A 22249-nucleotide genomic window follows, 5' to 3' on the forward strand; every position below is an offset into this window, starting at 1 on the left:
TTAATCACCTGTTATTTCTGTGTAATCGAAGTTATAATCATTTATACTATCATCTATTAAAGATAACACCCTATCTGGGTACTTCCCATTCACAACATAACAATTAGTCCCAAACTTTAATAAAAGAGATGGCAACATTACATCAACCGATGACTCTTGAAAATTCAGTAAGGTTTTTGCATCGATTTTACTTATGAATGTTGAACCTGACTCTTTAGGTTCTTGGGTATATATACCATTTACATTTGTTATTATTAAAAGTTTTGCATTTAACAAGTGTGAGATATATGCCGCTATTGAATCTGAAGTTACATCCCAACTACAATCAAAAGGATCTTCGCTCTTTAAAAATTCAGATACTGCAAAAATCGGAGTAAAACCTTCATCAGATATTTTATTAACCTCTTCAATGGAATATGCCAATTTTGTAGATTCAACTTTATCACTGACAAGTTTGGCTATTATGTCCATGCAATCAATAGCTGTCCAGTGAGCGGTTTCCTTGGAAAAGCTAAGTTCATCATCATATTCTCTAATTAAATTAGCAAATTCCCCACCTCCTAAAATAATTACCGAATTTGTGTTTCTGAGTTGTTTTGCCAATTCCATAGCATGATTTGGAAATAAGCTTCCTCCAATTTTGACTACCTGTTTTATGATAATAATCACAACCTTGTTTAATTGAAAATAAGATAAATTAAAATGACAGAAACGTTATAAAAGTTTTAAATCCCCAGTCACTTCATCAATAATTTCGTCCTCATCTGGACCAAGTGCTAAAACTGTGACACTTGAGGTAGGTATTTGAGTTCTTCCAGCATCGACTACCAAATAATTAGCTATTCCTTTTTTATCAGCTAATTTTTTAAGCTCGGTTAATTCATCCAAGGTTTTAACTTTTAAAACAACCTTTCCATAAGCATCATTTTCCCATTTTCGAATTTTATCTTTGGAGGATTTCTTATATGCACCTATAGCTCCATGACAACACTGTGCTGCAATTTTCCCTTTACCCATTTTTAAATCAGTTCTCACGATCAATACCTGTTTCACATTATCACGATTTCCCACTTAATTAAAAAAAAGGGTGTTCGCCAAAAGTAATTTTTTTGATGCAAATTTTTCTTTGTTTTTGAATTAAAGTAGTTTTAATCAGTTTCAAAAATTAATTTTAGAGTTTTGGCGGACACGCTTAATAAAATAAAAAACATATTTTAACTATGAACATTTAGTTATAGGTGCAGGCGGAGTTGGAATTGGACTTGCAACATCTGTTGGATCACAAGGAGCTGATATCGCAATTTATGCAAGAGGAGAAACTGCAAATGCAATAAAAGAAAATGGAATTAAAAGAACGGGATTATTTGCCCACATTGAAATTAAAAATGTACCAGTTTATGAAAACTACAATGAAATTCCAAAAAATAATTTTGACTATATCTTCATATGCTCAAAAACCACAGCTAATGAAGATATTGCATTAAATCTAAATAACCATAAAGATATCTTAAAAGACAGCACTAAAATCATCATTTTCCAAAATGGATTTGGAAACGATGAAGTTTATTTAAAGTATTTTACTAAAAAGCAAGTTTTCTCAGCACGTGTAGTAACTGGTTTTACAAGACCCCAAAGACATGTTAGTGAAGTAACAGTCTATACCGAGCCAATCCTTCTAGGTTCCATTAAAAATGAAAATCCGGAATGTCTAGATGAAATTGCTGATTTAATTACAAAATCTGGAATAGAATGTGAACTTACAGATGAACTGGACAAATATTTATGGGCTAAAATGATATATAACTGCACATTGAATCCTTTAGGCGCCATATTGGATGTGACTTACGGACAGCTCAGCGAAAACCCATATAGTTTGGAAATAATGAACAACCTCATTGATGAAATATTTAATGTAATAAAATCAAGCCCATATGGAACTTTGTGGGATGATTCAGAGGACTATAAAGAAATATTTTATAAAAAACTAATCCCTGATACCTATAACCATTACTCATCAACACACCAGGATATCCATTTGAAAAATAAAACCGAAATAGATTCTCTAAACGGCAAAGTAATCGAACTGGGGAAGACATATAATGTTAATGTAATTACTCATGAAATTATTTATAATCTTATAAAAGCTATTGAAAGTACCTTTTTAAAAAACTAAAACTTTATATATGTTGAAAATTAAAATAGTATTGTTCATATTGTTATATACTATTTTTTTATAATATGAACAATGGTGATGGTTGAAATGAGCATTCGTTTGTATTCCTTTAGTGGTGTTTAGGAAGAGAATGTTCATTTGTTTTAAAAATGAAAAAAACTATTTTTTAATGATTATAAAGTACTTAGGTGAAATCATGAGTGAACTTAAAGAATTAATAGATGAATACATCGAACTTGAAGAAAAATTAGACGAAATCGAAGATGATGAAAGCGAAGAATATAATAAAATTGCTGAAAAATTAGATGGCAAAGGACATGAAATTGATCATTTGGTTTATAGCGAAGAATTCGTTATTGTATACAATGCAGATACTGAAAATGATGAAGTTGTTGCTTTAATTATATCTAATGAAGAAGATGAATGTGAAGAATTCTTTATTCCGGTTTACACTTCCGAACAAGAAGCCGAAAAAGCTATTGAAACTTTTATTGAAGAATCTGGCGAAGTTAATTTTGCATTTGACAAAGTAGTTGGAAATGCAATTGTTCAAGCATATGCTGATGACGATGAATTCTTAGGTCTCGCCATTAACGCTCCACAATGTGATTTTGTCATTTTTGGTGAAAGTGTACACGATTGCTGTGAATAAATATGAACCCTAAAGATTACGAAGATTACAAGAAAAATAACCTTAAAGCTTCTAAAAGCCAACTAAAAGAATATATTCAAATATATGCAGATATGGCTAAAAAACTTAAAAGTGAAAATGCCATTGAGCTTGAAGCTGTTAAAAATAATATTCGTGATACTTATCCAACTGAAATTTACTTTACGCTTGTCGATGAGGCGTTAAAACCTGTTAAATTAACAATTACAGAAATTAGCAAAGAATATGTCATTCCCCTATTTACCGACATGAGAGAATATGCAGCAGGTAGTGCTAAAATATCTAAATTGTTTTTAGACAAACTTGACCTAAAAGTAATAACTCCAAAAGACATTGCTGATTTAGCTAGTGAAGATGAATATTTCCAAGGTTTTGTTATTAATCCCCATTCACAAAACTTTAATATGAACAGAAATGGCGATTTCTAATGTATATCTGCCCAACAATTGGAGAGAGCCATGAAAAAGATTTCCTTGTAAGCGGATCTTTAGATGATTTTAAAATTATTGTTTTTTCCAACAGGAAAGAATACAACAAAGGATTTGAATATTTAGAATTAGTCGATTATAAACCTACTAAAGTACCTGATGAATTATTTAGGGAACTTGCAAAAAACGATGATGCATTCAGTGGTTTGATTTTAGATATTCACAACCAAAATAAAATAATACCGAAAGAAGATTTACTCCTGAATGAGTAATATCTTTATTCCTTTTTAGAGTAAATGCTGTTTTTAACATTATCAAATCAGCAGAAATTAATCTAATACATTTCAATATTTAAATCTGATTAATAAGTATGGCAAATTTTAATTTTGTAATGCTCTTATTAAATTTAATTAAAAACCGTTCATATTCTTTTAAAACTCAATTCAGAATAACTATTGGCGAACACCTGATTGTAAAAAAGTTTATTAAAGAAGAGTTATTCTGACTCCTCTGTTTCATCAACTTCATCTGGAATTTGACTTTGATAATATTTATACCTATAAGACATTTTAAAGCCGGTAATAACTTCTCTTTTAGGTCTTTTTTTACGTTTTATATTTGGACCATTCATTTCTTTGAATTTTTTTGAAATGGTTTAGCCATGTTTTTATTTTTCTTTTGAATTGAGAAGTTCTATGCCTAACATGTGGTGATTTAAACATTCTTTTTCTAACTAGCCTTCTATTACTAGTAACTCTTCTTAGCATTAAAATCACTTATAAGTTCTATTTATATTTTTAGTAGCGGATTTATCTAAAGTAGATTGAATTTCATCAATTCTTTCAACTACAACTTTAATAGCTTGTTCACCTTGACGAGTAGGATTAATACCTTGTTCTACAAGTAATGCATCCCTAATATCTCTTAATCTGTCAATTGAATCAATTTTCATAATTGTACTATAAAACATGAGTTTTCCTCCTAATTACTAATAATCTTTGATTAATATAATAAAAATATTTTATGTTTAATGATAAATACTTAATCATGTTCGAAAAACAATATGTGATTTATCTTGCTGGAGGATGCTTTTGGGGTGTTGAAGCATTTATTTCAAGACTCCAAGGCGTTAACAATACCGAAGTTGGATATGCTAACGGAATTGATTTAGCTCCAACTTATGAAAAGGTATGCACTGGTAAAACTGGCCATGTAGAAACCGTTAAAGTAACATATAATCCTAAAATTATATCCCTTGTTGAAATTTTGGAGAATTTTTTTAAAATCATTGATCCCTATGTAAAAAATCGTCAAGGTTCGGATATTGGAACACAATATCGTACAGGCATTTATTGGCAGGAAGAATCACAGAAGGATATTGTAATTAACTTTTTAAAATCAAAACAGAAAGAAGCATCTGAAAAAATTGTGGTAGAGGCTTACCCAATTAGTTGTTTTTATCCAGCTGAAGCATATCATCAAAAATACCTAGAAAAGAATCCTCACGGCTACTGTCATGTTGATTTAAATTTAATTGATGATAAAGAATTCGACCACCTGACTCGTGAAGAGTATGAAATAACACAGCTTGCTATGACAGAACCTCCATTTAGTGGAAAGTATGATAATTTTTTTGAAGATGGTGTGTATGTCGATGTCATAAATGGTGAAATTTTATTTTCTTCAGATGATAAGTTTGATTCAGGATGCGGTTGGCCAGCATTTTCAAAACCGGTTAAAGAGGATGCAATTACAAAACACAGAGACTTTTCACATGGCACAACACGTGTTGAAGTTAGAAGTTCAAAATCAAATGCGCATTTAGGTCATGTTTTTAATGATGGTCCAGGAGGAACTCCAAGATATTGTATAAACTCCTCTTCTTTGAAATTTATACCAAAAAAGAAAAATAAATAGAAATTTAACATTTCTATTTTTTAATTTTAATAGTTTTCCTAATAGATTCTTCAAGATATGTTATTTTTACATTATACTTACCAATTTTTGTCAAATGTTTAACTTAAAAAGTTGCAACTCCTTTTTATTGGTTTTAGCATTTGAATTTTTACCTTTAACATTTATAGTAAACATTTTACCGCCAATAACTTTTCCTGAAGAAGTTTTTAAAGTAACTTTGTATATAACTGGAGTGGTCTTTTAATTATAACTGATCCGGACAATTCTGTATTGGCTCGTGAATCAAATATTGACCTACCTGGAGAATATTGCTTAAGAGTAAGATAGAAGTTTTATTGTGTTGCCGGTTGGTTCCGTAAGATAAAACACCAACAACATTTTATTTTTAAAAATTTTATAATTTTGTTCCGTCCGAGCGTAAGCGAGGACTGGACGCCTTGAGCGTTAGCGAAAGGCTATACTATAGACATATCAAAAATAGATTTGTCAAGGTTCGAGGAACAGGGGCTTGTCCCCCTGTTCCGAGTTTATGGTTTTGAAGTAGATGAATTTGTCAAATTTAAGAACCGACCATTTATCGGTCGGTTCGAGGGTTAAGTTTTGTTAACTTGATTAATATATTGAAGGAGAAGTGAAAACACGTAAACACTTCCCCATATTAACAACGAGCTGACATAATGGCTCCGGTGAAAATAGCAAAACACCATCATCGCTAAATTCTAGTTCTGTTAAAGCCCATATCTTTCAATATCTTATTGTATTCTTCACGGGTTGTAAATGAAGGTGCATTTTCATTTCCAGTGCTTCCGGTTGAACCGGTTTCACTTATGTCTCCGGAGTTTTGAGGGTTACGTCCGCCAGGAGTTGAAATATCACTAGCTTCAATTTTAATTCTTCTCTCAGCCAGTTTTTCCATTAGTTCCATATCAACATCACCTGATAATAGCTTATCGATTATTTCCTTGTCCTGTGCGTTTTCATTATAGTTAAAGTTGTATTTGGCTTCGTACTCTTTTATTTTCCTTTTATTTTCAGATTTTCTTAATTCAGATAATTCTTTTAAAATATCTTCTTTATTATCTATGAATTCCTTATTTTCTTCTATAGACTTTTTAATCTTATCATACTTCTTAGATTCCTTTTTTAAGCTATTAATTTCATCTTGCAATTTTCCGATTTCTGCATCTTTACCTTGCAGTTTTTCAAGCAATAAATTAGTAGCTACATTAGCGTCCTGATTTTGTGGTTCTGGAGGTTGGGGAGTAGGTTGTGGATTTTCAATTTCGCCAGTTGCACCTGTTTCACCAGTTTCTCCAGTCTCGCCAGTTATTTCAGAATTCAACAAAGTTATCTTTCTTGGGTTTTTGGTTACACCAACATCTATTAAACTCATAGTATCAATTCCAAATGAATCTCCATTATCTTTCAGTAAAACATCAACTTTTGGAGATAGGCCTTTACCTTTCATGTCCAGCTCATCCGGAAGGTCAATGAATAGCTTTCCCTTATCTTCTTCAAAAACTATGTTGTTTCCGATGCCAATATAAACCCTATCGTGCTCAGAGGTTAAAGGAATTCCGCCCCGATAGTTTTCAGCTATTTGCTTTAGATCTTTGGCCGTCCATTTTACAGGTTTATCAAGTCTATCATCTAGGTCGGAGTAGTCATATAATCCGACTTCAAAAAGTTCATGTTTCATATTATCACTTTATTATATTATTTATTATATATTTTATTATTTATTTTATATAAATATTTATTATATTTCATTTCCACTTTCAGATGAAATTCTCTCACCGACAGGCTGTTCCTCTTCAAAGTTACTGAGATAATTTTTATAGATTTCATCACCTTCAGAGGACAATTCCATAATGTATCTTAATACATCATCCCTTGAATAGCTGAAATAAATGTTTAAGGTTTCATCAATTCCCATCAGTTCTAGTTGCATATTCAATAGCCGATTGCAGTATTTTAAAACCCATTTTTGGTCATTTGCTACATTAACAATAAATCCAGTAATAGCCGAATCGTTAATGTACTCTGCCACATTCTGATTAGACCTTTCATTACCGGCCTGAGACTGAGGAGTAACAAAAGTTCTTAATATGTTGTTTCTGAAGATTTCAGTCTGTCTAGTATAGTCTGACTGGTAGTTGTTACCACCTAAAATTTTGGATTCAATTCCGGGAGGCACAATAGCTACATTACTGTTAGCAGTTGTCCCATAATCCGCATATAGATTTTCCTTTGCAGTTGAAGACAGTTCCATTATATAAGGCCTACCGTTTTCATCAATCGATGGCTTGACCTCAATAATATTGTCTTTATTAATTCTCTCAACTTGGTTTCTTTCAAGATTACATTTATGATAAATGTCATCTAAACAATTCAGGATAATACTTTGGGCTTCTGAGTATATTTCATTGTACATGAAGTTAATAACCTGTTCCGGTTCATACTTGACCGTTAATGTCCCCTCTTCAACGCTAATGAAGTTGTTGAAATCTTCTGGAGATCCGTTGACAACATCCTTAGGCATTTCATGCAAGTATAACTGCACTTCATTATCGTCGTTGAATTCCTTTTTAAGCCCGTATCCATGTGCACCGATTTCTAGAAATATTGGTTTGATGTATTTGCCTATGGATTTGTCCCATCTCTCGACAGGTTTGATTAGGCCTTCACCATCAACCATTCCTCCCTGCAGGATTTCTTTAGCAACTTGACGAATGTCAATTTTTCTTGCCCATAAGATTAAAGTTAATTTCTGCTCTTGAGATAGTTTATTATCCTTATCTACAAGTACAATATTAACATTAGCTTTATCAATCCTATTTTTCAAAATACCTGAAGTATAACCATCAAGCTTAACAGCATATCTAGCATTAGCTATTGTCTTATTAATCACTGGTGGAAGTGCATCTGCCAAATCAAGGCCAGTATTTATTCCATCAGTTCTAGGTTGCCTTTCATCTTCACCCCAATAGCTGCGCTTGGTGTTGTATTGTTCTACTCTATTATTCAATAATTTAGTTTTAATATAATCAGTAATTCCCATAGCAATCATTTCATGTTTTTTATTATATTATTTATTATATTTTTTATATAAAATTAGTAATAAATTTTGGGGGCGGAAAATAGTTGAGAGATAGTAAATGAATAGATAATCTAATGATTTAAAATGAATGTGAGTAATTTGTATTAATATACTAATCTTATTTTTAAAATAAATATAATTGGTGTTTTAAATGATTTATGATGCCTTTAAAAAAGATATTATTAATGAATTTAAAATTAAAAGAGATAGTGCTGTTACACGAAATATATTGAGATATGACAAGTATGATTATTTATTTCAAATAGATGACAATTTTAGTTTATATCAATATTTAATCCGTTCTTTTGACACGATATGTAGATCTAATGTTTTAAAGTTAGTTGAAACATTATGTGAAAAATATAATTTTGACTTTGAAGAAGATCCCTATCGTTTATTTGATTGTTCTATAAATTTAAGTGAAAAATTTCTTATTCGTTTTATACCAAGACCCCAAAGTCTTAATGCATCTGCAACTCATGACTTCGCTCAACAAATTAATGACCGTGGAACTTCTACTATAATTGTTTTTTTAATAAAGAATAATGTTGATGCTCAAAAAGGAGTGAATGGATTCTTAAATAGGATTAAAAGATATACCGACAATACAAATATTCAATGTTTTACATTTGAAGAATTTTTATTCAATACATTCGGTGAAAGCGAATTAATTGGTTTTCAATCTTCAATGTCTACAATTAAAGAGGAGATTCGGACTGAATTTGGTTATCAAATAACTGAAATTTTTAATGAACACACTTTAGCAAAATTTAAACAAAAATTAGAGAAGACAATTGTTGAGTTTGATTATGATGCCATTAAATCAAATGCACAAACTAATCGATTTATAACAGATTATAATTATGACCATATTAAAAATTTATTTTTAAATAATGGAAAATATAAAGTGTTACTTGGAAATGGAGATTTTGCAGAATCTTTAATAACTTCTGAATGGTTATATCATAATTATATCTTTTCAGAACATTTGGATAATACTTATATTGTTGCAGGTTATTTAAAATCAATAGAGCAATTGTTATGGGATATTCTTTTGATTATTGCCAAAGGCAAGCAAATAAATGGTTGTCCAATTGATGAATCCAATGAAGAGATAATTAATAATACGTTGGGGTCTCTAAACTATTTTTTAAATGATTGGGCCAATAAAGACCTTTTTGAAAATGCTTTCGGTAATTCAACCACATATGTTATGGGTTATATTAATGAAATTATTTCTAATTGGAGGAAATTACGAAGAAATGGTTATTTCCATAAAGATAATTTAAATGATATAAATAAAATTGATTTAATACGTGACGAAACTTTTTTCATATATATGTTAATTATCGGATCTCTTGAAATATCAGAAAATGACTTGGATAAATTAATTTTATAAAATTTGTGTTAATTTATTTTAAAAATAAATTTATTAAATTAAATTTCAAAAATAATGGGCACATGGTCGCTCAATGTCATCCAATATTCGGGATTGGGAATCTGTAAATCTTTAACTGTACTCGGTGATGCAAACACATGGTCTAAGTGAAATGGCTTACTTAAATTTCTATTCATGAAAAATGTTGATTTAGTTTCTTCACCTTGAGTTTCATCATTTAAATAGTGATAAACATCTACAAGACCTACTTCTGATAATTTATCCATCATCTCATAAACATTTTTTCCGTGAGTCTTATTTACTAATCTCACATCACAATTAAAGTCCCCGCAGATAATCATGTCTTCATTAAAGAACCCTGAATCTTTGTGTTCTTCATAGTATTTAGTAATTTCTTTAGGATAGTGAATTACTTTACTACCTTCTATATTTGGATTTGTCCAAATACCTAAAAGATTAAAATCATCATTAACTCTAACAGGTATGAAATATCTAAGCCCTTTATCATCCAAATCTATTAATTCCAATTTTACATTATCTTTAGCAAATATTCCTAGACCATAATATTGGTTTTGACCAACCCAATAATAATTAGAAGCAAATTCATTATATTCCTCTGAATCAATTATTGGAGGATTTTGACATTCTTGAATTACATAAATGTCCGCATCTTCTTCAAGAATGGCTGGAAATCTTTCACTAAAGTAACCATTTGAATTCCAGGTAATTATTTTCATTGTTTTCACCTTTTAAATAAAATCGCTTTTAGGTCTTGCTTCAATTCCCAATTTCTTATACATTCTTCTTGTATTAGGATTAGATTCAATAGCTAAATATTTCTCCACATCATCACCATGTTGTGGTATAACTTCATTTTCCATCCAATACTTTTTGACTTGTGGAGGTTGGCCCCCAAAGTTCCAGTAAGATTCATCAGGTTCAAAACCTGTCTTTTCCTTAATGTCTCTTAAAATTTTATGAGAACGTTTATATGGACTTGCAGTAATTAAAATAACATAATTATCTTTAATTAATTCAATTAAATCCAATTCATACTTTTGTGATTTGATTTTCTTCTCAAGAGGATAATTAAAAATTTCCTTAGAGTTAGCTATTAATGTATAATTCAAATCCAAAAGGATTATTTTGTCTTTTGCTATTTCCAATTTATTTTCACTAACGATTTCGTCCTCATCATCTTCAATAGATAATTTAATTCCGCATTGGTCGCAGAATTCATTAGCAGATTTATTTAGTGATCCACATACTTGACAATAACTGATGTCTAAAACTAGTGGAGCATGATCATATTCTACTTGAGCAGGTAGGATGTAACAATCATTAAGTTTATTTCCTAAAGTCTTGGAAACTAAGAAGTAATCTAATCTTATGCCTTTATTCTCAGCTTTTAGCTCTTTACTTTTCCACCAGGTATAATTATCCCCTTCAGAGTGGAATTGACGAAAAGCATCAATGTATTCTGTTAAAATTTCTTTAAACCATTCTTGTTCTTCAGGCATGAATCCAGATTTGTTTTTCATAAGCTCGGGTCTTTTGGAATCAATCTCTGCCGCCATTCTATTAAAGTCACCACATATAACAACGGGCTTTTTAGATTTCTTAAAGTATTTTGTAAACTCATCATAGAATCTATACTTACGATTTAATTTGTCTTTAGAACCTGCACCTGATGGTGAATAAACATTATATAAATTAAAGCTTTCAAATTCAAATTTAATGACTCTACCCTCGGCATCAAATTCTTCATCATCAAATCCTTTAACAACAGATAATGGCTCTATTTTTGTATAAATAGCTGTTCCATAAAAATTTGTACTTTTAGATGCAGGATAACTATAAAGAGCATAACCATCGAGATTTGGAACTTCTTTAGTCTTAATTTCTTGAATACATAAAATATCAGGGTTTTCTTTTTCAATAAGATTTTCTAGATTTCCATTTTTATATGTTGATTTGATTCCATTCACATTCTTCATATTTACCTTCATGAATTAATTCATTATTTAGATAATCTCTGGTTTCATCAGAAAGTCTTGACGCAGTATATTTTGCTGAATCTACTCCTCTTTTGGATGAAAACTGATTAAAATTCTCAGTTAAAATTGCTTTTTCATGATTTCCCCAAATATTACAAATGATCATTGAAGATAGATTATCTTTAATATACTCTACAACTTCATTAGATTGCATTCCATAATCTATTAAATCTCCTAAAAGAATAATAAAATCAATATCATTAAAATTACTAATTACTTCTTTTAAGGCTAATAGATTTCCATGAATATCTGATAAAATTGCATATTTTGACATGTAATCACATTATAATTCATCAATTAAGGTTATAATATCTTTAATGGAAAGTAATTCTTCATCAATTTCATGTGCTCTGTGATGTTTTAAAATACTTTTCGCAGCATTTTGCATTGCAGGAAAAGCAGCTCTTAATAACTGATTAGCATAAATAACAATATTAACTCCATGAGAAATTAATTCGTCTTCAGTTATGGAATTATATGATGAAGGAACAACGATAATTGGAGTTTCTTTATCTCTAGCTCTAAATTTATCACAGAATTCTAATATTTCATCAGGTTCTTTTTTTCTACTATGAATCATTATCCCATCAGCACCAGCATATCTAAATGCAAATGCTCTTTTAAGCGCATCATCCATGCCTTTTTCAAGAATAAGACTCTCAATTCTTGCAATAATCATGAAATCCTCAGATAACTGAGCATTTTTACCTGCAGCAATTTTTTCACAGAAATGCTCAATATCATCCTGAGTTTGCTCGACTTCGGTTCCAAACAGCGAATTTTTCTTTAAACCTATTTTATCTTCAATGATAACTGCTGAAACGCCCATTCGCTCAAGTGATCTTACAGTGTAGACAAAATGTTCTGCAATACCTCCAGTATCTCCATCAAAAATTATTGGTTTAGTTGTAACTTCCATAATATCATTAATTGTTCTAAATCTAGAAGTCATATCAACTAATTCAATATCGGGTTTTCCTTTTTCTGTACTATCACATAAACTAGATATCCACATTGCTTCAAATTGATCAATATGATTTTCCTCAGCAATGACAGTTTTTTCAGCAATTAAACCAGTTAAGCCACTATGAACTTCAATAGTTTTAACAACAGGAACCATTTTTAATAATTGTCTTAATCTTGCTCTTCTAAGTTCAGGCATGGCCAATTTTTCTCTCATTTGCCTATCGGTTTTTTGAACTTCACTGCTAAAAGTGTATGGAACTTCAATTAATTCTCCACCATATTCATTAAGGACCGTTAAGATATTTTTCTTAATTACTTTCATTGAATCTTCGATCCAATTATCCCCATGAATAATATAATTTGGACGAAGTTCTTTCACTACATTATCATACATTATGTCATCTTGAATTATAACTTGTTTTACATTTGGAATTGATTTAACTAATTCCACACGTTCACCAGTAGATTTTAATGGAAATCTATTATATTTGACCATTTCAGAATCACATAAAACACCAACTACAACATCACCATATTTATTAGCTTCATTAATTAGATTTAAGTGACCATCATGGATTACATCAGTACAAAAACAAGTATAAACAATTGGATTATTAGATTTCATAGAAATTACCTTTATACAGATATATATGAAAAAAAGAAATATTTAAAAATTTCCAAGATAAATATTATAACTAACAAAATTTAACTAAAAAAAATATTTAGAAACGTTATGTGTAACTATGAATTTTAAAATAATTGCAATAATCTCAGTTTATAATATTGGAAAAACTTTAGAAAATGCAGATTCCAGATTCTTTGATAAAGATTTCTTTATAAAATATATTATCAAGTAAACAAATTACAATTTGCTAAAATCTTATGTTTATAGGTATTATGCTCTTTTCATTGCAAAATTTTATTTAATCCATTTAATAAGATTATTCAAATAATATATTATCAAACACTAATGTTAACAAGTAATAGGACATGAATCCAAAAATGCTTAATAATTATCAACTAAACTTATAAAAATGATAACAGATAGTCAAGGAGAGAAAATATGTTTAAATCAAAAAGGTATGATGATGAAACATTAAAACATCTTCAAGAAGTTCAGATAATGATTTTTAAAGATTTCATCAAAATTTGTGAAGAAAATGATTTAGATTACTATGTATATGGTGGAACTTTACTTGGTACAATCAGACATGGTGGTTTTATCCCTTGGGATGATGATATAGATGTAATTATGTTTAGAAAAGAGTTCGATAAATTAAATAAAATTATGGAAACTAATTTAGATGAAAAATACGATTTTTACAATTGTTTAAATGAAAAAACCTATTTCTATACATTTGCTAGATTAACTTTAAAAGGTACTTTATTTGAAGAATGGTGGGCCAATCAAGTAGAATACATTCCAAATATATTCATAGATATTTTTATTTTAGATAATATTCCAAATAATAAAATCAAAAGATTTTTTCACATGACCACTTCTTTTTTACTTAATCAGTTTACAATGTATTCTTATATTAAATATGAAAATTTTTCTAAATTAAAAAAAAATATTCAACAAATCGCATATTATCTATTAAAAATTTTACCAATATCTCCACAAAAAATTAAAGAAAAATGTATTAAATCATATGAAAAATATAAAGATATAGAATGTAGTCATGTTTGCGATTTTCCAGCAATGTGTCAAATGCCAATTTATGATAAAAAAGACTGGTTACCTATAAAAAAGGCAAAATTTGAATCTATAGAATTCAATATACCAAATAATCCTGATAAAATTCTCAGTAGAATTTATGGAGACTACATGAAATTACCTCCAAAAGAATCAAGATTTAGACCCTCTCCTGAAAAAATTGATTTTGGAAAATATTAAAGAATAGTATATTTATGAAAAGAGATGATAAAATGAAGTTAAATGTTGCAGTTATTGGTGCTGGAGCAATGGGAACTGCTATTTCACAATCAATAGCTAAAAATGTAAATAAATTATTTTTATATGCTCGAAAAGAAGAAATTTGTAATGAAATTAATTCAAAACATTATAATACGCACTATTACCCTAATTTGAAATTGAAAGACAATATTATCGGCATTAATGATTTTTCTAAACTAAACCAAGTAAAGGTTATTTTTTTATGCATACCTTCATCAACCGTTAGAGAACTGACAACTGAATTGAACAAAGTTATTTCAAATGATTGTATAATCATCACAACAGCTAAAGGATTAGAATCAACCACTAATAAACGTATGACTGAAATAATAGAAGAAATTACAAAAAGACCCGCAGTAGCATTATCTGGACCCAATATTGCATCTGAAATGGCTAAAAATTTATCAACTGCCACAACAATTGCTTGTTCTGACGAAAACTATTTGAAAATTGTTGAACGAATCTTAAAAACAAAAAAATTTAAAGTTAATTCAAATACTGACGTTATAGGAACTGAGTTTTGTGGAGTAATAAAAAATGTATTGGCTATTAGTCAAGGAATTTGCGAAGGGTTAGATATAAATGATAATGCTAGATTTGCATTATTTACCAAAAGTTACAACGAAACAAAAGATTTAATTGAATTATTAGGAGGGAACAGAGATACGGTGGATGATTACTGTGGATTTGGAGATATTATAACTGCCTCAACATTATCTGTAAGTAGGAATCATACATTAGGAGTTTTATATGGGCAAGGAATTGTAGTTGATGAAAAATCGTCGGGAATACTATTTGAAGGCAAAAATACTGCAATTATATTAAAAAAATTATGCGAAAAAAACAATTTTGAAAGTTTAACCGTTAATTTTGTTTATGATATAATTGTTAATAAAAATAATGCCAAACTATCATTTAATAACTTTTGGGACGGATTATAATATGATTTTTGCAGCAATACTCGCTGGAGGTATTGGAACAAGAATGGGATTAAACAAACCAAAGCAATTCATATGCATTGGAAACAAACCAATCCTTATACATTCAACTGAAACATTCCTAAAAGCTAATAAATTTGATAAATTAATATTATCCTCTCCTAAAGAATACTTCAATACAACAAAAAAACTAATTATTAAATACTTTCCAAATAATCCGCGAATTGTAGTCATACAAGGAGGTAAAACAAGAAATGACACTATTTTAAATTCAATTAATTATATTAAAGAAACCTACAATAATAATCATATATTAATTACACATGATGCATCTAGGATCTTTGTAAGTACAGGATTAATTAAAAAAAGTATTAAAAATGTAATTAATCATGATGCGGCAAGCCCAGTTATTCCTGCTATCGATGTGATATTTGAAAGTAAAGAAAAAGGAAAATTAACTGATATCCCTCAACGAAAGAATTTATTTCATTCACAAACTCCTCAAAGTTTTAAAATCGATAAATTTATGGAAATTTATGAAACACTAAATGAAAATGAAATAAAGCAATTAGATGAAGCTATGATGTTATTTTTCTTAAGAAATGGAAATGTTAAATTATTTGAAGGAGAATCAACTAACTTTAAGATCACCCGAAATATTGATTTGAAAATTGCGGAGACATATCTAAATGAAAATAGTCTATAAAATATTAACTCTTAGTGAAAATCAAGAAATCTGCAAAAAATTTAAACTATCAATTTTTAAATAAATAAAAACAAAATCAAGATGTCTAAATCATAAAATGCCTTAAATAGCATAATAATCATTGCCAAATATTTACTAAAAATATCCAGTAACTATCAAGGTAACAGAAAACTTATTAAATTAATAAAAAATAATAATAAAAATATAAATTAAAATAATTACACTGCGAGGATAACTATGGATTTAAGTAAGTTATATAAAAAATTACCCTCAAAAATTCAAGAATCAGATGAATTATTAATATTGCTTATGAAAATTTCTAAAACTATCAGAAAAACTAACTCAAAATCAACACCAAATTATGCATTAAATTCTATGTTTAAACATAATAATGTGAAAATTACAGGATCTCTTCGCCATATCCAACAAATGTATTTAGAATTATTACGATTTATAGATAATATTTGCGGAAAATATGATTTAGACTATTGCTTAATTTATGGAACATTGATTGGAGCTATGCGACATGAGGGTTTTATTCCATGGGATGATGACTGCGATATTTTAATGATGAGAAAAGATTATGAAAAATTAATTGAAGTATTACCTCAAGAATTAAAAAAAAATGAATTTTTAAAAGAAAATTGTGCGCTAACAAAATTAATTAATAAAGAAGAAAATTATTTTAAGGACATGAATTCCATTTATAACAAAAAATTGGGTCATGATGATTATTTCAATCAACCACATTTAGGAAAATCAATATTTTTACAAATTGGTTGGTTAAAACCTATGGTTAAATTAGATATTTTCCCATATGATTATGTCAAAGAAAACAAAATTGATTATTACAATAAAAGTTATAGTGCTTATAAATTTTCATTTAGAAGTTCCTTATTTGAAAAAAATAACTTTAAATTTAATGAAGAATTTAACAGAATCTTCAGTAAAATGGGTTTAACCTTGAATAAAACTGATTATATTGGAGAAGGAATTGATGCTAGCGAAATTGATGATTTTGGATGGTTTCCAACAGAATACATATTTCACTTGAAAACAATTCAATTTGAAAATTATGAATTCAAATGTCCTAATAAACCAGATAAATTACTTAAATTATGGTATGGTGATGATTATATGGATATCCTCAAATATTACAATGCATGGTTATCAAGAATATAATTCCACATTATTTAATTCTCAGACAGAAATGGAAATGTCTTTTAAAAATACTATAAAAAAATTAAAGAGATTAATGATGAAATAGAACAAAATATTTAATATGAAATTAAAAATTGAGAATAAATCAAGACACATCAAATATTTTTAAATGAATCGGAATATATTAATAATCCTTTTTAGATATTTGTAAAAAATTATTATGATTTATAAGCTTTAATGATTAAACAATATTTATGTCCATTAAAATAAAATATCAAAATAATAGTGAATACATACCTGAATAGAAACTTTAAAAGTTTTATTATGAAAAAATATGAACTTTAATCTTTTAAATCGTTGCAAAAATTAAAAAAAATAGATTAATTCAGTATATACAAAAAATATATTTAAGCAAAAGGAGACATAATATGGGCCAAATAACAACAATATTTAAAAATATGAGTTGGATATTAATTTCGCAAATCATAGCAAGCATATGTGGATTTATTTGGACTATTCTAATAGCAAGATACCTTGGAGTTCAGGAATATGGAATTTTAGGATTTGCCACCTCATTAACTGCTATTCTATCAATTACTAGTGATTGGGGCATCAGCACCCATATTGTTCGCCATATTGCAACAAATTATGAATCATCCCCAAAATATCTAGGAAATGCACTTCCATTAAAATCCATTTTTGCAATAGGTACATTATTTTTGACATGTATATTATTATTAATAATGAAATCTGATGAGATTACACTTACAGTGACATTACTCTTCACCCTAGAAATAATAATCAAATCATTCATTAATTTATTAAATGGAGCATTCCAAGCATTTGAAGAAGGAAAATATCAAGGAATAGCAATACTTTTATTTAAATTTTTATTACTCATATTTATTCTAATTGCAATTTTCACGGATTTAGGAATCATTGGAATCGCAATTTCTTATTTAATAGCTAATTTTATTACATTAACTTTTGAATATTATTATCTAAATAAAAAAATTACAAAACCAAAATTTGAATTAGATACAACTTTCTGTAAAAAAATAACATTATATTCGCTTCCTTTTGCTATATCAAGTTTATTATACTCAATTTACTTCTCAATAGATGTTGTAATGTTAACCCATATTTCAGGCAATTATGCTACGGGAGTGTATAATGCAGCATACAAATTAATTACTGTTTTAACAGTATTTTATACTGCATATACTGCAGTAATATTTCCAGTAATGAGTAAATTTTTTAAAGAGAATGAAAAAATTTTAACAATAATATATGAAAAATCAATTAAATATTTAATGTTAATTATGATTCCTCTATCAATAGCAACACAAATTTATGCAACAGATATTGTCCAATTAATATATGGACAAGAATATTATGCCTCTGCACAAATTTTATCAATTTTAATATGGACTGTCTGTCTATTATTTATAGCTAGTCCCGGAAACATACTATTAGATTCATCACACAAAGAAGTAACTGTTACAAAAATTTACGCTATAGTTGCAGTATTTAATATCATTTTAAATTTTATTTTAATCCCAAAATTTTCATTTATAGGAGCTGCAATTGCAACCGTATTAAGTGATATCTTGATTGTGATAATCCAAAAATATATAATCCATAAAATTGGCCATAAACCAAATAAAAAACTATACACTGATTTAATAAAAATCACCATAGGATCAATAGTTTTAGGAATCGCACTCTACTTCTTAAACTTAAATATGTGGATAGCCATACCTATTGGAATAATGATTTACTTAACAGTTGTTTACCTCTTAAAAGTCTTTGATAATGATGATAAATACGTGATAAAAGAAATTCTAGGTAAAAATTAGCCCATTAGAAAAAAGAGTATAAAATTAAAAAAGATTTTGTTATAAATGTTCAATCCAGATTGGTTATTTTCTTCTTATTCTAGAAAATGCTCCCAGTGAAGGTTTTTAAAGATAATGATTATCTACATTATTCCGAAAGGGTTAAAAAAGAATTTAATGAAAAACATGGTGAAACTTCCCTCCCATATGGAAAGTAAAGTTTCCGAACCTATTTAATTCTTAATATACTTTTTTAAAACGTCAACTTTATCTGTTTCTTCCCAAGGAAGCCCTTCAATACCAAAATGACCTTTTTTAGCTGTTTGTTTGTAGGTAGTGTCTCTCAGGTGAAGAGATTCGATGATGCCATCTGGAGTTAAACTGAAGTTTTCAAGTACAATTTCTTCCATTGTCTTATCACCAATGTCTGCACCGGTTCCAAAGGTATCTATCATGACCGAAGTTGGTTGAGCCACCCCAATTGCATAAGACAATTGGATTTCACATTTTTCAGCAAGTCCACTAGCTACAATGTTTTTAGCAATGTATCTTGCCATGTAACATGCACTCCTATCTACCTTAGTACAGTCTTTTCCTGAAAATGCCCCTCCACCGTGTCTTGCATATCCACCATAAGTATCTACGATGATTTTACGGCCAGTCAAACCGGCATCACCATGAGGTCCGCCAATTTCAAATTTGCCTGTTGGATTAATGTGTTCTTTAGTGTCTTCAGTCATTAGCTCTTGGGGAATAACCTCTTTAAAGAGTTTCTCACGAATATCTTCTTTCAGTCTGTCCTGATTGTCTGAAACAGACTCGTCATGCTGAGTTGACAATACTACCGCATCAAGTGAAACAACATTTCCATCACCATCATAGTTAACTGAGACTTGTGCCTTACCATCAGGCCTTAAATATGGTATCTCCCCACTTTCCCTAAGTTCTGTTAATTTATTTGTGAGTTTGCGAGCAAGATCAATTGGGAATGGCATTAATGATTCGGTTTCATTGGTTGCATAGCCAAACATCATACCCTGATCTCCAGCACCAGTTTCTTCATCTTCTCCTCTGTTTACACCTTGGTTAATGTCTGGAGACTGTGAATGAAGTTTATTTGAAATTATACAATCATGCCCATCAAATTCTAAATCAGGACTATCATAACCAATTTCAATGATTGTATCTCTTATAATCTTTTCAATTTCATCACCTGAAATATCAGCAGTTGATGTAATCTCACCAAATACCATACAAAAGTCGGTTGTTACGCAAGTTTCACATGCAACATGTGAATATTTATCCTGTGCCATATATGCATCCAATATTGCATCAGAAATTATATCAGCAACTTTATCCGGATGCCCTTGAGTTACTGATTCAGATGTAAATGTCCTATATACTTCGCTCATTATTTCACCATTTATGAATTATTAAAAGTCAGTTTCTTAAACATTCACTAAGAAACGATAAACATACATATTTTAATATCTTTTAATTATTAAAACTTATTAAAAAATGAAATATTTTATAAAAATCCACATCCAGTGACAATAATCCAATTAATTTTATTAATATTGAAAAACAATTATTATATAGATTAAAATGAATGACAAAATTAGTATTATTTTACCTATTTTTAATGTTGGAGACCATCTCAAAGGTGGAATTGACTCTTTAATTAACCAAAGCATAGGTAATGAAAATTTAGAAATCATAATGGTCAATGATTGCTCAACTGATGAATCTAACATGATAATAGATGAATACGATGCTAACTATGATTGTTGTCATGCCATCCATCATGAAAAAAACAGCGGCGCCGCATATACTCCCCGCAACACCGGTATTGAAGCATGCACCGGAGACTATATAATGTTTCTTGATCCGGACGACAGATACACTCCAGATGCAATTGAAACACTATACCAAGCAGTTAAAGTCAATGATGCCCAAATAGCTTTTGGCCGTTTTAGAAGAATATTCGAATACGGAGGCAAAGTTCAAAAGTCATACTCCCCATATAAAGATGAGATAGAAAAGCACTACCCGAATGAGGTTTTTGAAACTGAAAACTTCATTAATGTTCCGGATTTCCTTTGGGACAATTTTGTTGAGAGATTCCTATATGGCAAAACATTAGAAGTAACATACCCAAGAGACACTCCTCTCGATATTATAAAGGTAGATAATATTGAACAGGAACCGGATATTCTGAAAATGCACCCGTCAGTGTGGAGTAAAATTTATAGAAGGGACTTAATCATGGATAATGGCATTCGTTTCCAGCCATTTGTTTCAGGAGATGACATGGCATTTGCCCTTGAAACGTTCCTTAAAGCTGAAGGAATAGTATTCTTAAATAATTTCATGTGCTATGACTATTATATTCGTGATTTGCCAAATGATAAATCAATTACAAAAACCGTCAATGTCAGATTGCTTGACGAATTGATGGAATCCTATATTTACTGTAGGAAATGTACCGATGGCTTTTCAAAAGAAGTGCAAAACGTTAGCGTGAATCCTCACCTCCTACATTGGACATATACTTGGAAAAACTCTCCGTTTACCAAAAAAGAGAATAAATTACTTTTAAGTAAAGTAAATAAACTTAAAAAGATCCACTATACTGATTTAAAAACTAAATGCCTGTTATCTTCCATTACAACAGCATTAGAAAGTAAAATTTATACCACACGTGAGTAAATCTCACGAAATAACATTTTAAAAAATAAGGAGTCAATCCTTTTTCGTACTTAAATCATCATTATAAAAACGATAGAAATCAGCACAGAAATCACAAATCGGAAATTGGCCATTGCGATAATATGCCAAGTCGGCTTTATTCATATCGAATTTCTTGCCGCAGATAAAACAAGTTTCTATTTTTTCTTCCGCCATATTAAACCTTAAAAAAAAGAAAATGATTAGGTTAA

24 protein-coding genes and 1 pseudogene are annotated in these 22249 nt (G+C 29.3%); 13 read left to right on the forward strand and 12 right to left on the reverse strand.

Annotated features, from left to right (window positions below; genetic code table 11):
* Together Q9968_RS08015 and pth2 are read right to left on the reverse strand one after the other, a co-directional pair.
* Complete coding sequence (locus tag Q9968_RS08015) at positions 1–669, reverse strand: delta 1-pyrroline-5-carboxylate synthetase (RefSeq protein ID WP_305515225.1); 669 nt, start codon at positions 667–669, stop codon at positions 1–3.
* Positions 670–714: 45 nt separating this feature from the next.
* The gene (gene pth2, locus Q9968_RS08020; protein WP_305515696.1) at positions 715–1053 is read right to left on the reverse strand and encodes an aminoacyl-tRNA hydrolase; all 339 of its coding nucleotides are present in this window, start codon (positions 1051–1053) and stop codon (positions 715–717) included.
* Between the two features lie 181 nt (positions 1054–1234).
* Between pth2 and Q9968_RS08025 the strand changes: the two genes are divergently transcribed.
* From Q9968_RS08025 to Q9968_RS08040, 4 genes are all read left to right on the forward strand, one after another.
* Entirely contained in the window at positions 1235–2173 is a 939-nt protein-coding gene (locus Q9968_RS08025) for a ketopantoate reductase family protein (RefSeq protein WP_305515697.1), read from the forward strand.
* Positions 2174–2369: 196 nt separating this feature from the next.
* A complete protein-coding gene (locus Q9968_RS08030) occupies positions 2370–2825 on the forward strand; it encodes a hypothetical protein (protein WP_305515227.1) in 456 nt (151 codons plus the stop codon).
* Positions 2826–2827: 2 nt separating this feature from the next.
* The gene (locus Q9968_RS08035; RefSeq protein WP_305515229.1) at positions 2828–3271 is read left to right on the forward strand and encodes a hypothetical protein; all 444 of its coding nucleotides are present in this window, start codon (positions 2828–2830) and stop codon (positions 3269–3271) included.
* A complete protein-coding gene (locus Q9968_RS08040; RefSeq protein WP_305515231.1) occupies positions 3271–3543 on the forward strand; it encodes a hypothetical protein in 273 nt (90 codons plus the stop codon). Before Q9968_RS08035 ends, Q9968_RS08040 begins: the two co-directional genes overlap by 1 nt.
* Positions 3544–3767: 224 nt before the next feature.
* On the opposite strand, the gene Q9968_RS08045 is transcribed toward Q9968_RS08040, so the two are convergent.
* Both Q9968_RS08045 and Q9968_RS08050 read right to left on the reverse strand, forming a co-directional pair.
* Positions 3768–3902: a hypothetical protein gene (locus Q9968_RS08045; protein WP_305515233.1), complete on the reverse strand. Its 135-nt coding sequence runs from the start codon at positions 3900–3902 to the stop codon at positions 3768–3770.
* A gap of 141 nt (positions 3903–4043) precedes the next feature.
* Positions 4044–4241 carry a hypothetical protein gene (locus tag Q9968_RS08050; protein ID WP_305515235.1) on the reverse strand — a complete coding sequence of 66 codons (198 nt, stop codon included), beginning with the start codon at positions 4239–4241 and terminating at the stop codon, positions 4044–4046.
* A 53-nt stretch (positions 4242–4294) separates the two neighbouring features.
* Here Q9968_RS08050 and msrA point away from each other — a divergent pair, with 53 nt between their 5' ends.
* Together msrA and Q9968_RS08060 are read left to right on the forward strand one after the other, a co-directional pair.
* Complete coding sequence (gene msrA / locus Q9968_RS08055) at positions 4295–5188, forward strand: peptide-methionine (S)-S-oxide reductase MsrA (RefSeq protein ID WP_305515237.1); 894 nt, start codon at positions 4295–4297, stop codon at positions 5186–5188.
* A 225-nt stretch (positions 5189–5413) separates the two neighbouring features.
* A pseudogene (locus Q9968_RS08060) lies at positions 5414–5515 on the forward strand (DNA-directed RNA polymerase subunit E''); the annotation flags it as partial.
* A gap of 385 nt (positions 5516–5900) precedes the next feature.
* Here Q9968_RS08060 and Q9968_RS08065 read toward each other — a convergent pair.
* A complete protein-coding gene (locus tag Q9968_RS08065) occupies positions 5901–6887 on the reverse strand; it encodes a hypothetical protein (RefSeq protein WP_305515239.1) in 987 nt (328 codons plus the stop codon).
* 60 nt (positions 6888–6947) lie between these two features.
* Entirely contained in the window at positions 6948–8258 is a 1311-nt protein-coding gene (locus Q9968_RS08070; protein WP_305515241.1) for a hypothetical protein, read from the reverse strand.
* A 181-nt stretch (positions 8259–8439) separates the two neighbouring features.
* Between Q9968_RS08070 and Q9968_RS08075 the strand changes: the two genes are divergently transcribed.
* Positions 8440–9687: a hypothetical protein gene (locus Q9968_RS08075; RefSeq protein ID WP_305515242.1), complete on the forward strand. Its 1248-nt coding sequence runs from the start codon at positions 8440–8442 to the stop codon at positions 9685–9687.
* Positions 9688–9725: 38 nt separating this feature from the next.
* On the opposite strand, the gene Q9968_RS08080 is transcribed toward Q9968_RS08075, so the two are convergent.
* From Q9968_RS08080 to aepX, 4 genes are read right to left on the reverse strand one after another with little or no spacing between them, the layout of a single operon-like run.
* Positions 9726–10424 (reverse strand): endonuclease/exonuclease/phosphatase family protein, encoded by a 699-nt coding sequence (locus Q9968_RS08080; RefSeq protein WP_305515244.1) that lies wholly within the window; start codon positions 10422–10424, stop codon positions 9726–9728.
* Between the two features lie 12 nt (positions 10425–10436).
* The gene (locus tag Q9968_RS08085) at positions 10437–11684 is read right to left on the reverse strand and encodes an exodeoxyribonuclease III (protein WP_305515246.1); all 1248 of its coding nucleotides are present in this window, start codon (positions 11682–11684) and stop codon (positions 10437–10439) included.
* Positions 11650–12018, reverse strand: coding sequence for a metallophosphoesterase (locus Q9968_RS08090; RefSeq protein ID WP_305515248.1), 369 nt, complete (start codon positions 12016–12018; stop codon positions 11650–11652). Before Q9968_RS08090 ends, Q9968_RS08085 begins: the two co-directional genes overlap by 35 nt.
* Positions 12019–12027: 9 nt before the next feature.
* Positions 12028–13335, reverse strand: coding sequence for a phosphoenolpyruvate mutase (aepX, locus tag Q9968_RS08095; RefSeq protein ID WP_305515250.1), 1308 nt, complete (start codon positions 13333–13335; stop codon positions 12028–12030).
* Between the two features lie 438 nt (positions 13336–13773).
* Between aepX and Q9968_RS08100 the strand changes: the two genes are divergently transcribed.
* The 5 genes from Q9968_RS08100 to Q9968_RS08120 all read left to right on the forward strand — a co-directional run bounded on the left by Q9968_RS08100 (position 13774) and on the right by Q9968_RS08120 (position 19331).
* Entirely contained in the window at positions 13774–14607 is an 834-nt protein-coding gene (locus Q9968_RS08100) for a phosphorylcholine transferase LicD (RefSeq protein WP_305515253.1), read from the forward strand.
* Positions 14608–14639: 32 nt separating this feature from the next.
* Positions 14640–15608 carry an NAD(P)H-dependent glycerol-3-phosphate dehydrogenase gene (locus Q9968_RS08105; RefSeq protein WP_342765956.1) on the forward strand — a complete coding sequence of 323 codons (969 nt, stop codon included), beginning with the start codon at positions 14640–14642 and terminating at the stop codon, positions 15606–15608.
* Between the two features lies 1 nt (position 15609).
* Positions 15610–16311, forward strand: coding sequence for a 2-C-methyl-D-erythritol 4-phosphate cytidylyltransferase (locus Q9968_RS08110; protein WP_305515257.1), 702 nt, complete (start codon positions 15610–15612; stop codon positions 16309–16311).
* A gap of 237 nt (positions 16312–16548) precedes the next feature.
* Positions 16549–17493: a phosphorylcholine transferase LicD gene (locus Q9968_RS08115; RefSeq protein ID WP_305515259.1), complete on the forward strand. Its 945-nt coding sequence runs from the start codon at positions 16549–16551 to the stop codon at positions 17491–17493.
* A 437-nt stretch (positions 17494–17930) separates the two neighbouring features.
* Positions 17931–19331 (forward strand): flippase, encoded by a 1401-nt coding sequence (locus Q9968_RS08120; protein WP_305515699.1) that lies wholly within the window; start codon positions 17931–17933, stop codon positions 19329–19331.
* A 212-nt stretch (positions 19332–19543) separates the two neighbouring features.
* On the opposite strand, the gene metK is transcribed toward Q9968_RS08120, so the two are convergent.
* Positions 19544–20722 carry a methionine adenosyltransferase gene (metK, locus tag Q9968_RS08125; protein ID WP_305515261.1) on the reverse strand — a complete coding sequence of 393 codons (1179 nt, stop codon included), beginning with the start codon at positions 20720–20722 and terminating at the stop codon, positions 19544–19546.
* A 193-nt stretch (positions 20723–20915) separates the two neighbouring features.
* Here metK and Q9968_RS08130 point away from each other — a divergent pair, with 193 nt between their 5' ends.
* Positions 20916–22019, forward strand: coding sequence for a glycosyltransferase (locus tag Q9968_RS08130; RefSeq protein WP_305515263.1), 1104 nt, complete (start codon positions 20916–20918; stop codon positions 22017–22019).
* Positions 22020–22052: 33 nt separating this feature from the next.
* On the opposite strand, the gene Q9968_RS08135 is transcribed toward Q9968_RS08130, so the two are convergent.
* Positions 22053–22214 (reverse strand): hypothetical protein, encoded by a 162-nt coding sequence (locus tag Q9968_RS08135; protein ID WP_305515265.1) that lies wholly within the window; start codon positions 22212–22214, stop codon positions 22053–22055.
* Positions 22215–22249 lie beyond the last annotated feature (35 nt).

The organism is Methanobrevibacter sp. V14 (genome assembly GCF_963082475.1).
Classification (GTDB): Archaea; Methanobacteriota; Methanobacteria; order Methanobacteriales; family Methanobacteriaceae; genus Methanocatella.

Coding starts and splice junctions, on each gene's coding strand:
- Q9968_RS08135 (WP_305515265.1), bottom strand. CDS start 22,214: ATGGCGGAAGAAAAAATAGAAACTTGTTTTATCTGCGGCAAGAAATTC.
- Q9968_RS08130 (WP_305515263.1), top strand. CDS start 20,916: ATGAATGACAAAATTAGTATTATTTTACCTATTTTTAATGTTGGAGAC.
- Q9968_RS08120 (WP_305515699.1), top strand. CDS start 17,931: ATGAGTTGGATATTAATTTCGCAAATCATAGCAAGCATATGTGGATTT.
- Q9968_RS08080 (WP_305515244.1), bottom strand. CDS start 10,424: ATGAAAATAATTACCTGGAATTCAAATGGTTACTTTAGTGAAAGATTT.
- Q9968_RS08035 (WP_305515229.1), top strand. CDS start 2,828: ATGAACCCTAAAGATTACGAAGATTACAAGAAAAATAACCTTAAAGCT.
- metK (WP_305515261.1), bottom strand. CDS start 20,722: ATGAGCGAAGTATATAGGACATTTACATCTGAATCAGTAACTCAAGGG.
- Q9968_RS08085 (WP_305515246.1), bottom strand. CDS start 11,684: ATGAAGAATGTGAATGGAATCAAATCAACATATAAAAATGGAAATCTA.
- aepX (WP_305515250.1), bottom strand. CDS start 13,335: ATGAAATCTAATAATCCAATTGTTTATACTTGTTTTTGTACTGATGTA.
- Q9968_RS08070 (WP_305515241.1), bottom strand. CDS start 8,258: ATGATTGCTATGGGAATTACTGATTATATTAAAACTAAATTATTGAAT.
- msrA (WP_305515237.1), top strand. CDS start 4,295: ATGTTTAATGATAAATACTTAATCATGTTCGAAAAACAATATGTGATT.
- Q9968_RS08115 (WP_305515259.1), top strand. CDS start 16,549: ATGGATTTAAGTAAGTTATATAAAAAATTACCCTCAAAAATTCAAGAA.
- Q9968_RS08100 (WP_305515253.1), top strand. CDS start 13,774: ATGTTTAAATCAAAAAGGTATGATGATGAAACATTAAAACATCTTCAA.
- Q9968_RS08030 (WP_305515227.1), top strand. CDS start 2,370: ATGAGTGAACTTAAAGAATTAATAGATGAATACATCGAACTTGAAGAA.
- Q9968_RS08105 (WP_342765956.1), top strand. CDS start 14,640: ATGAAGTTAAATGTTGCAGTTATTGGTGCTGGAGCAATGGGAACTGCT.
- Q9968_RS08045 (WP_305515233.1), bottom strand. CDS start 3,902: ATGAATGGTCCAAATATAAAACGTAAAAAAAGACCTAAAAGAGAAGTT.
- Q9968_RS08050 (WP_305515235.1), bottom strand. CDS start 4,241: ATGTTTTATAGTACAATTATGAAAATTGATTCAATTGACAGATTAAGA.
- Q9968_RS08040 (WP_305515231.1), top strand. CDS start 3,271: ATGTATATCTGCCCAACAATTGGAGAGAGCCATGAAAAAGATTTCCTT.
- Q9968_RS08075 (WP_305515242.1), top strand. CDS start 8,440: ATGATTTATGATGCCTTTAAAAAAGATATTATTAATGAATTTAAAATT.
- Q9968_RS08110 (WP_305515257.1), top strand. CDS start 15,610: ATGATTTTTGCAGCAATACTCGCTGGAGGTATTGGAACAAGAATGGGA.
- Q9968_RS08090 (WP_305515248.1), bottom strand. CDS start 12,018: ATGTCAAAATATGCAATTTTATCAGATATTCATGGAAATCTATTAGCC.
- Q9968_RS08065 (WP_305515239.1), bottom strand. CDS start 6,887: ATGAAACATGAACTTTTTGAAGTCGGATTATATGACTACTCCGACCTA.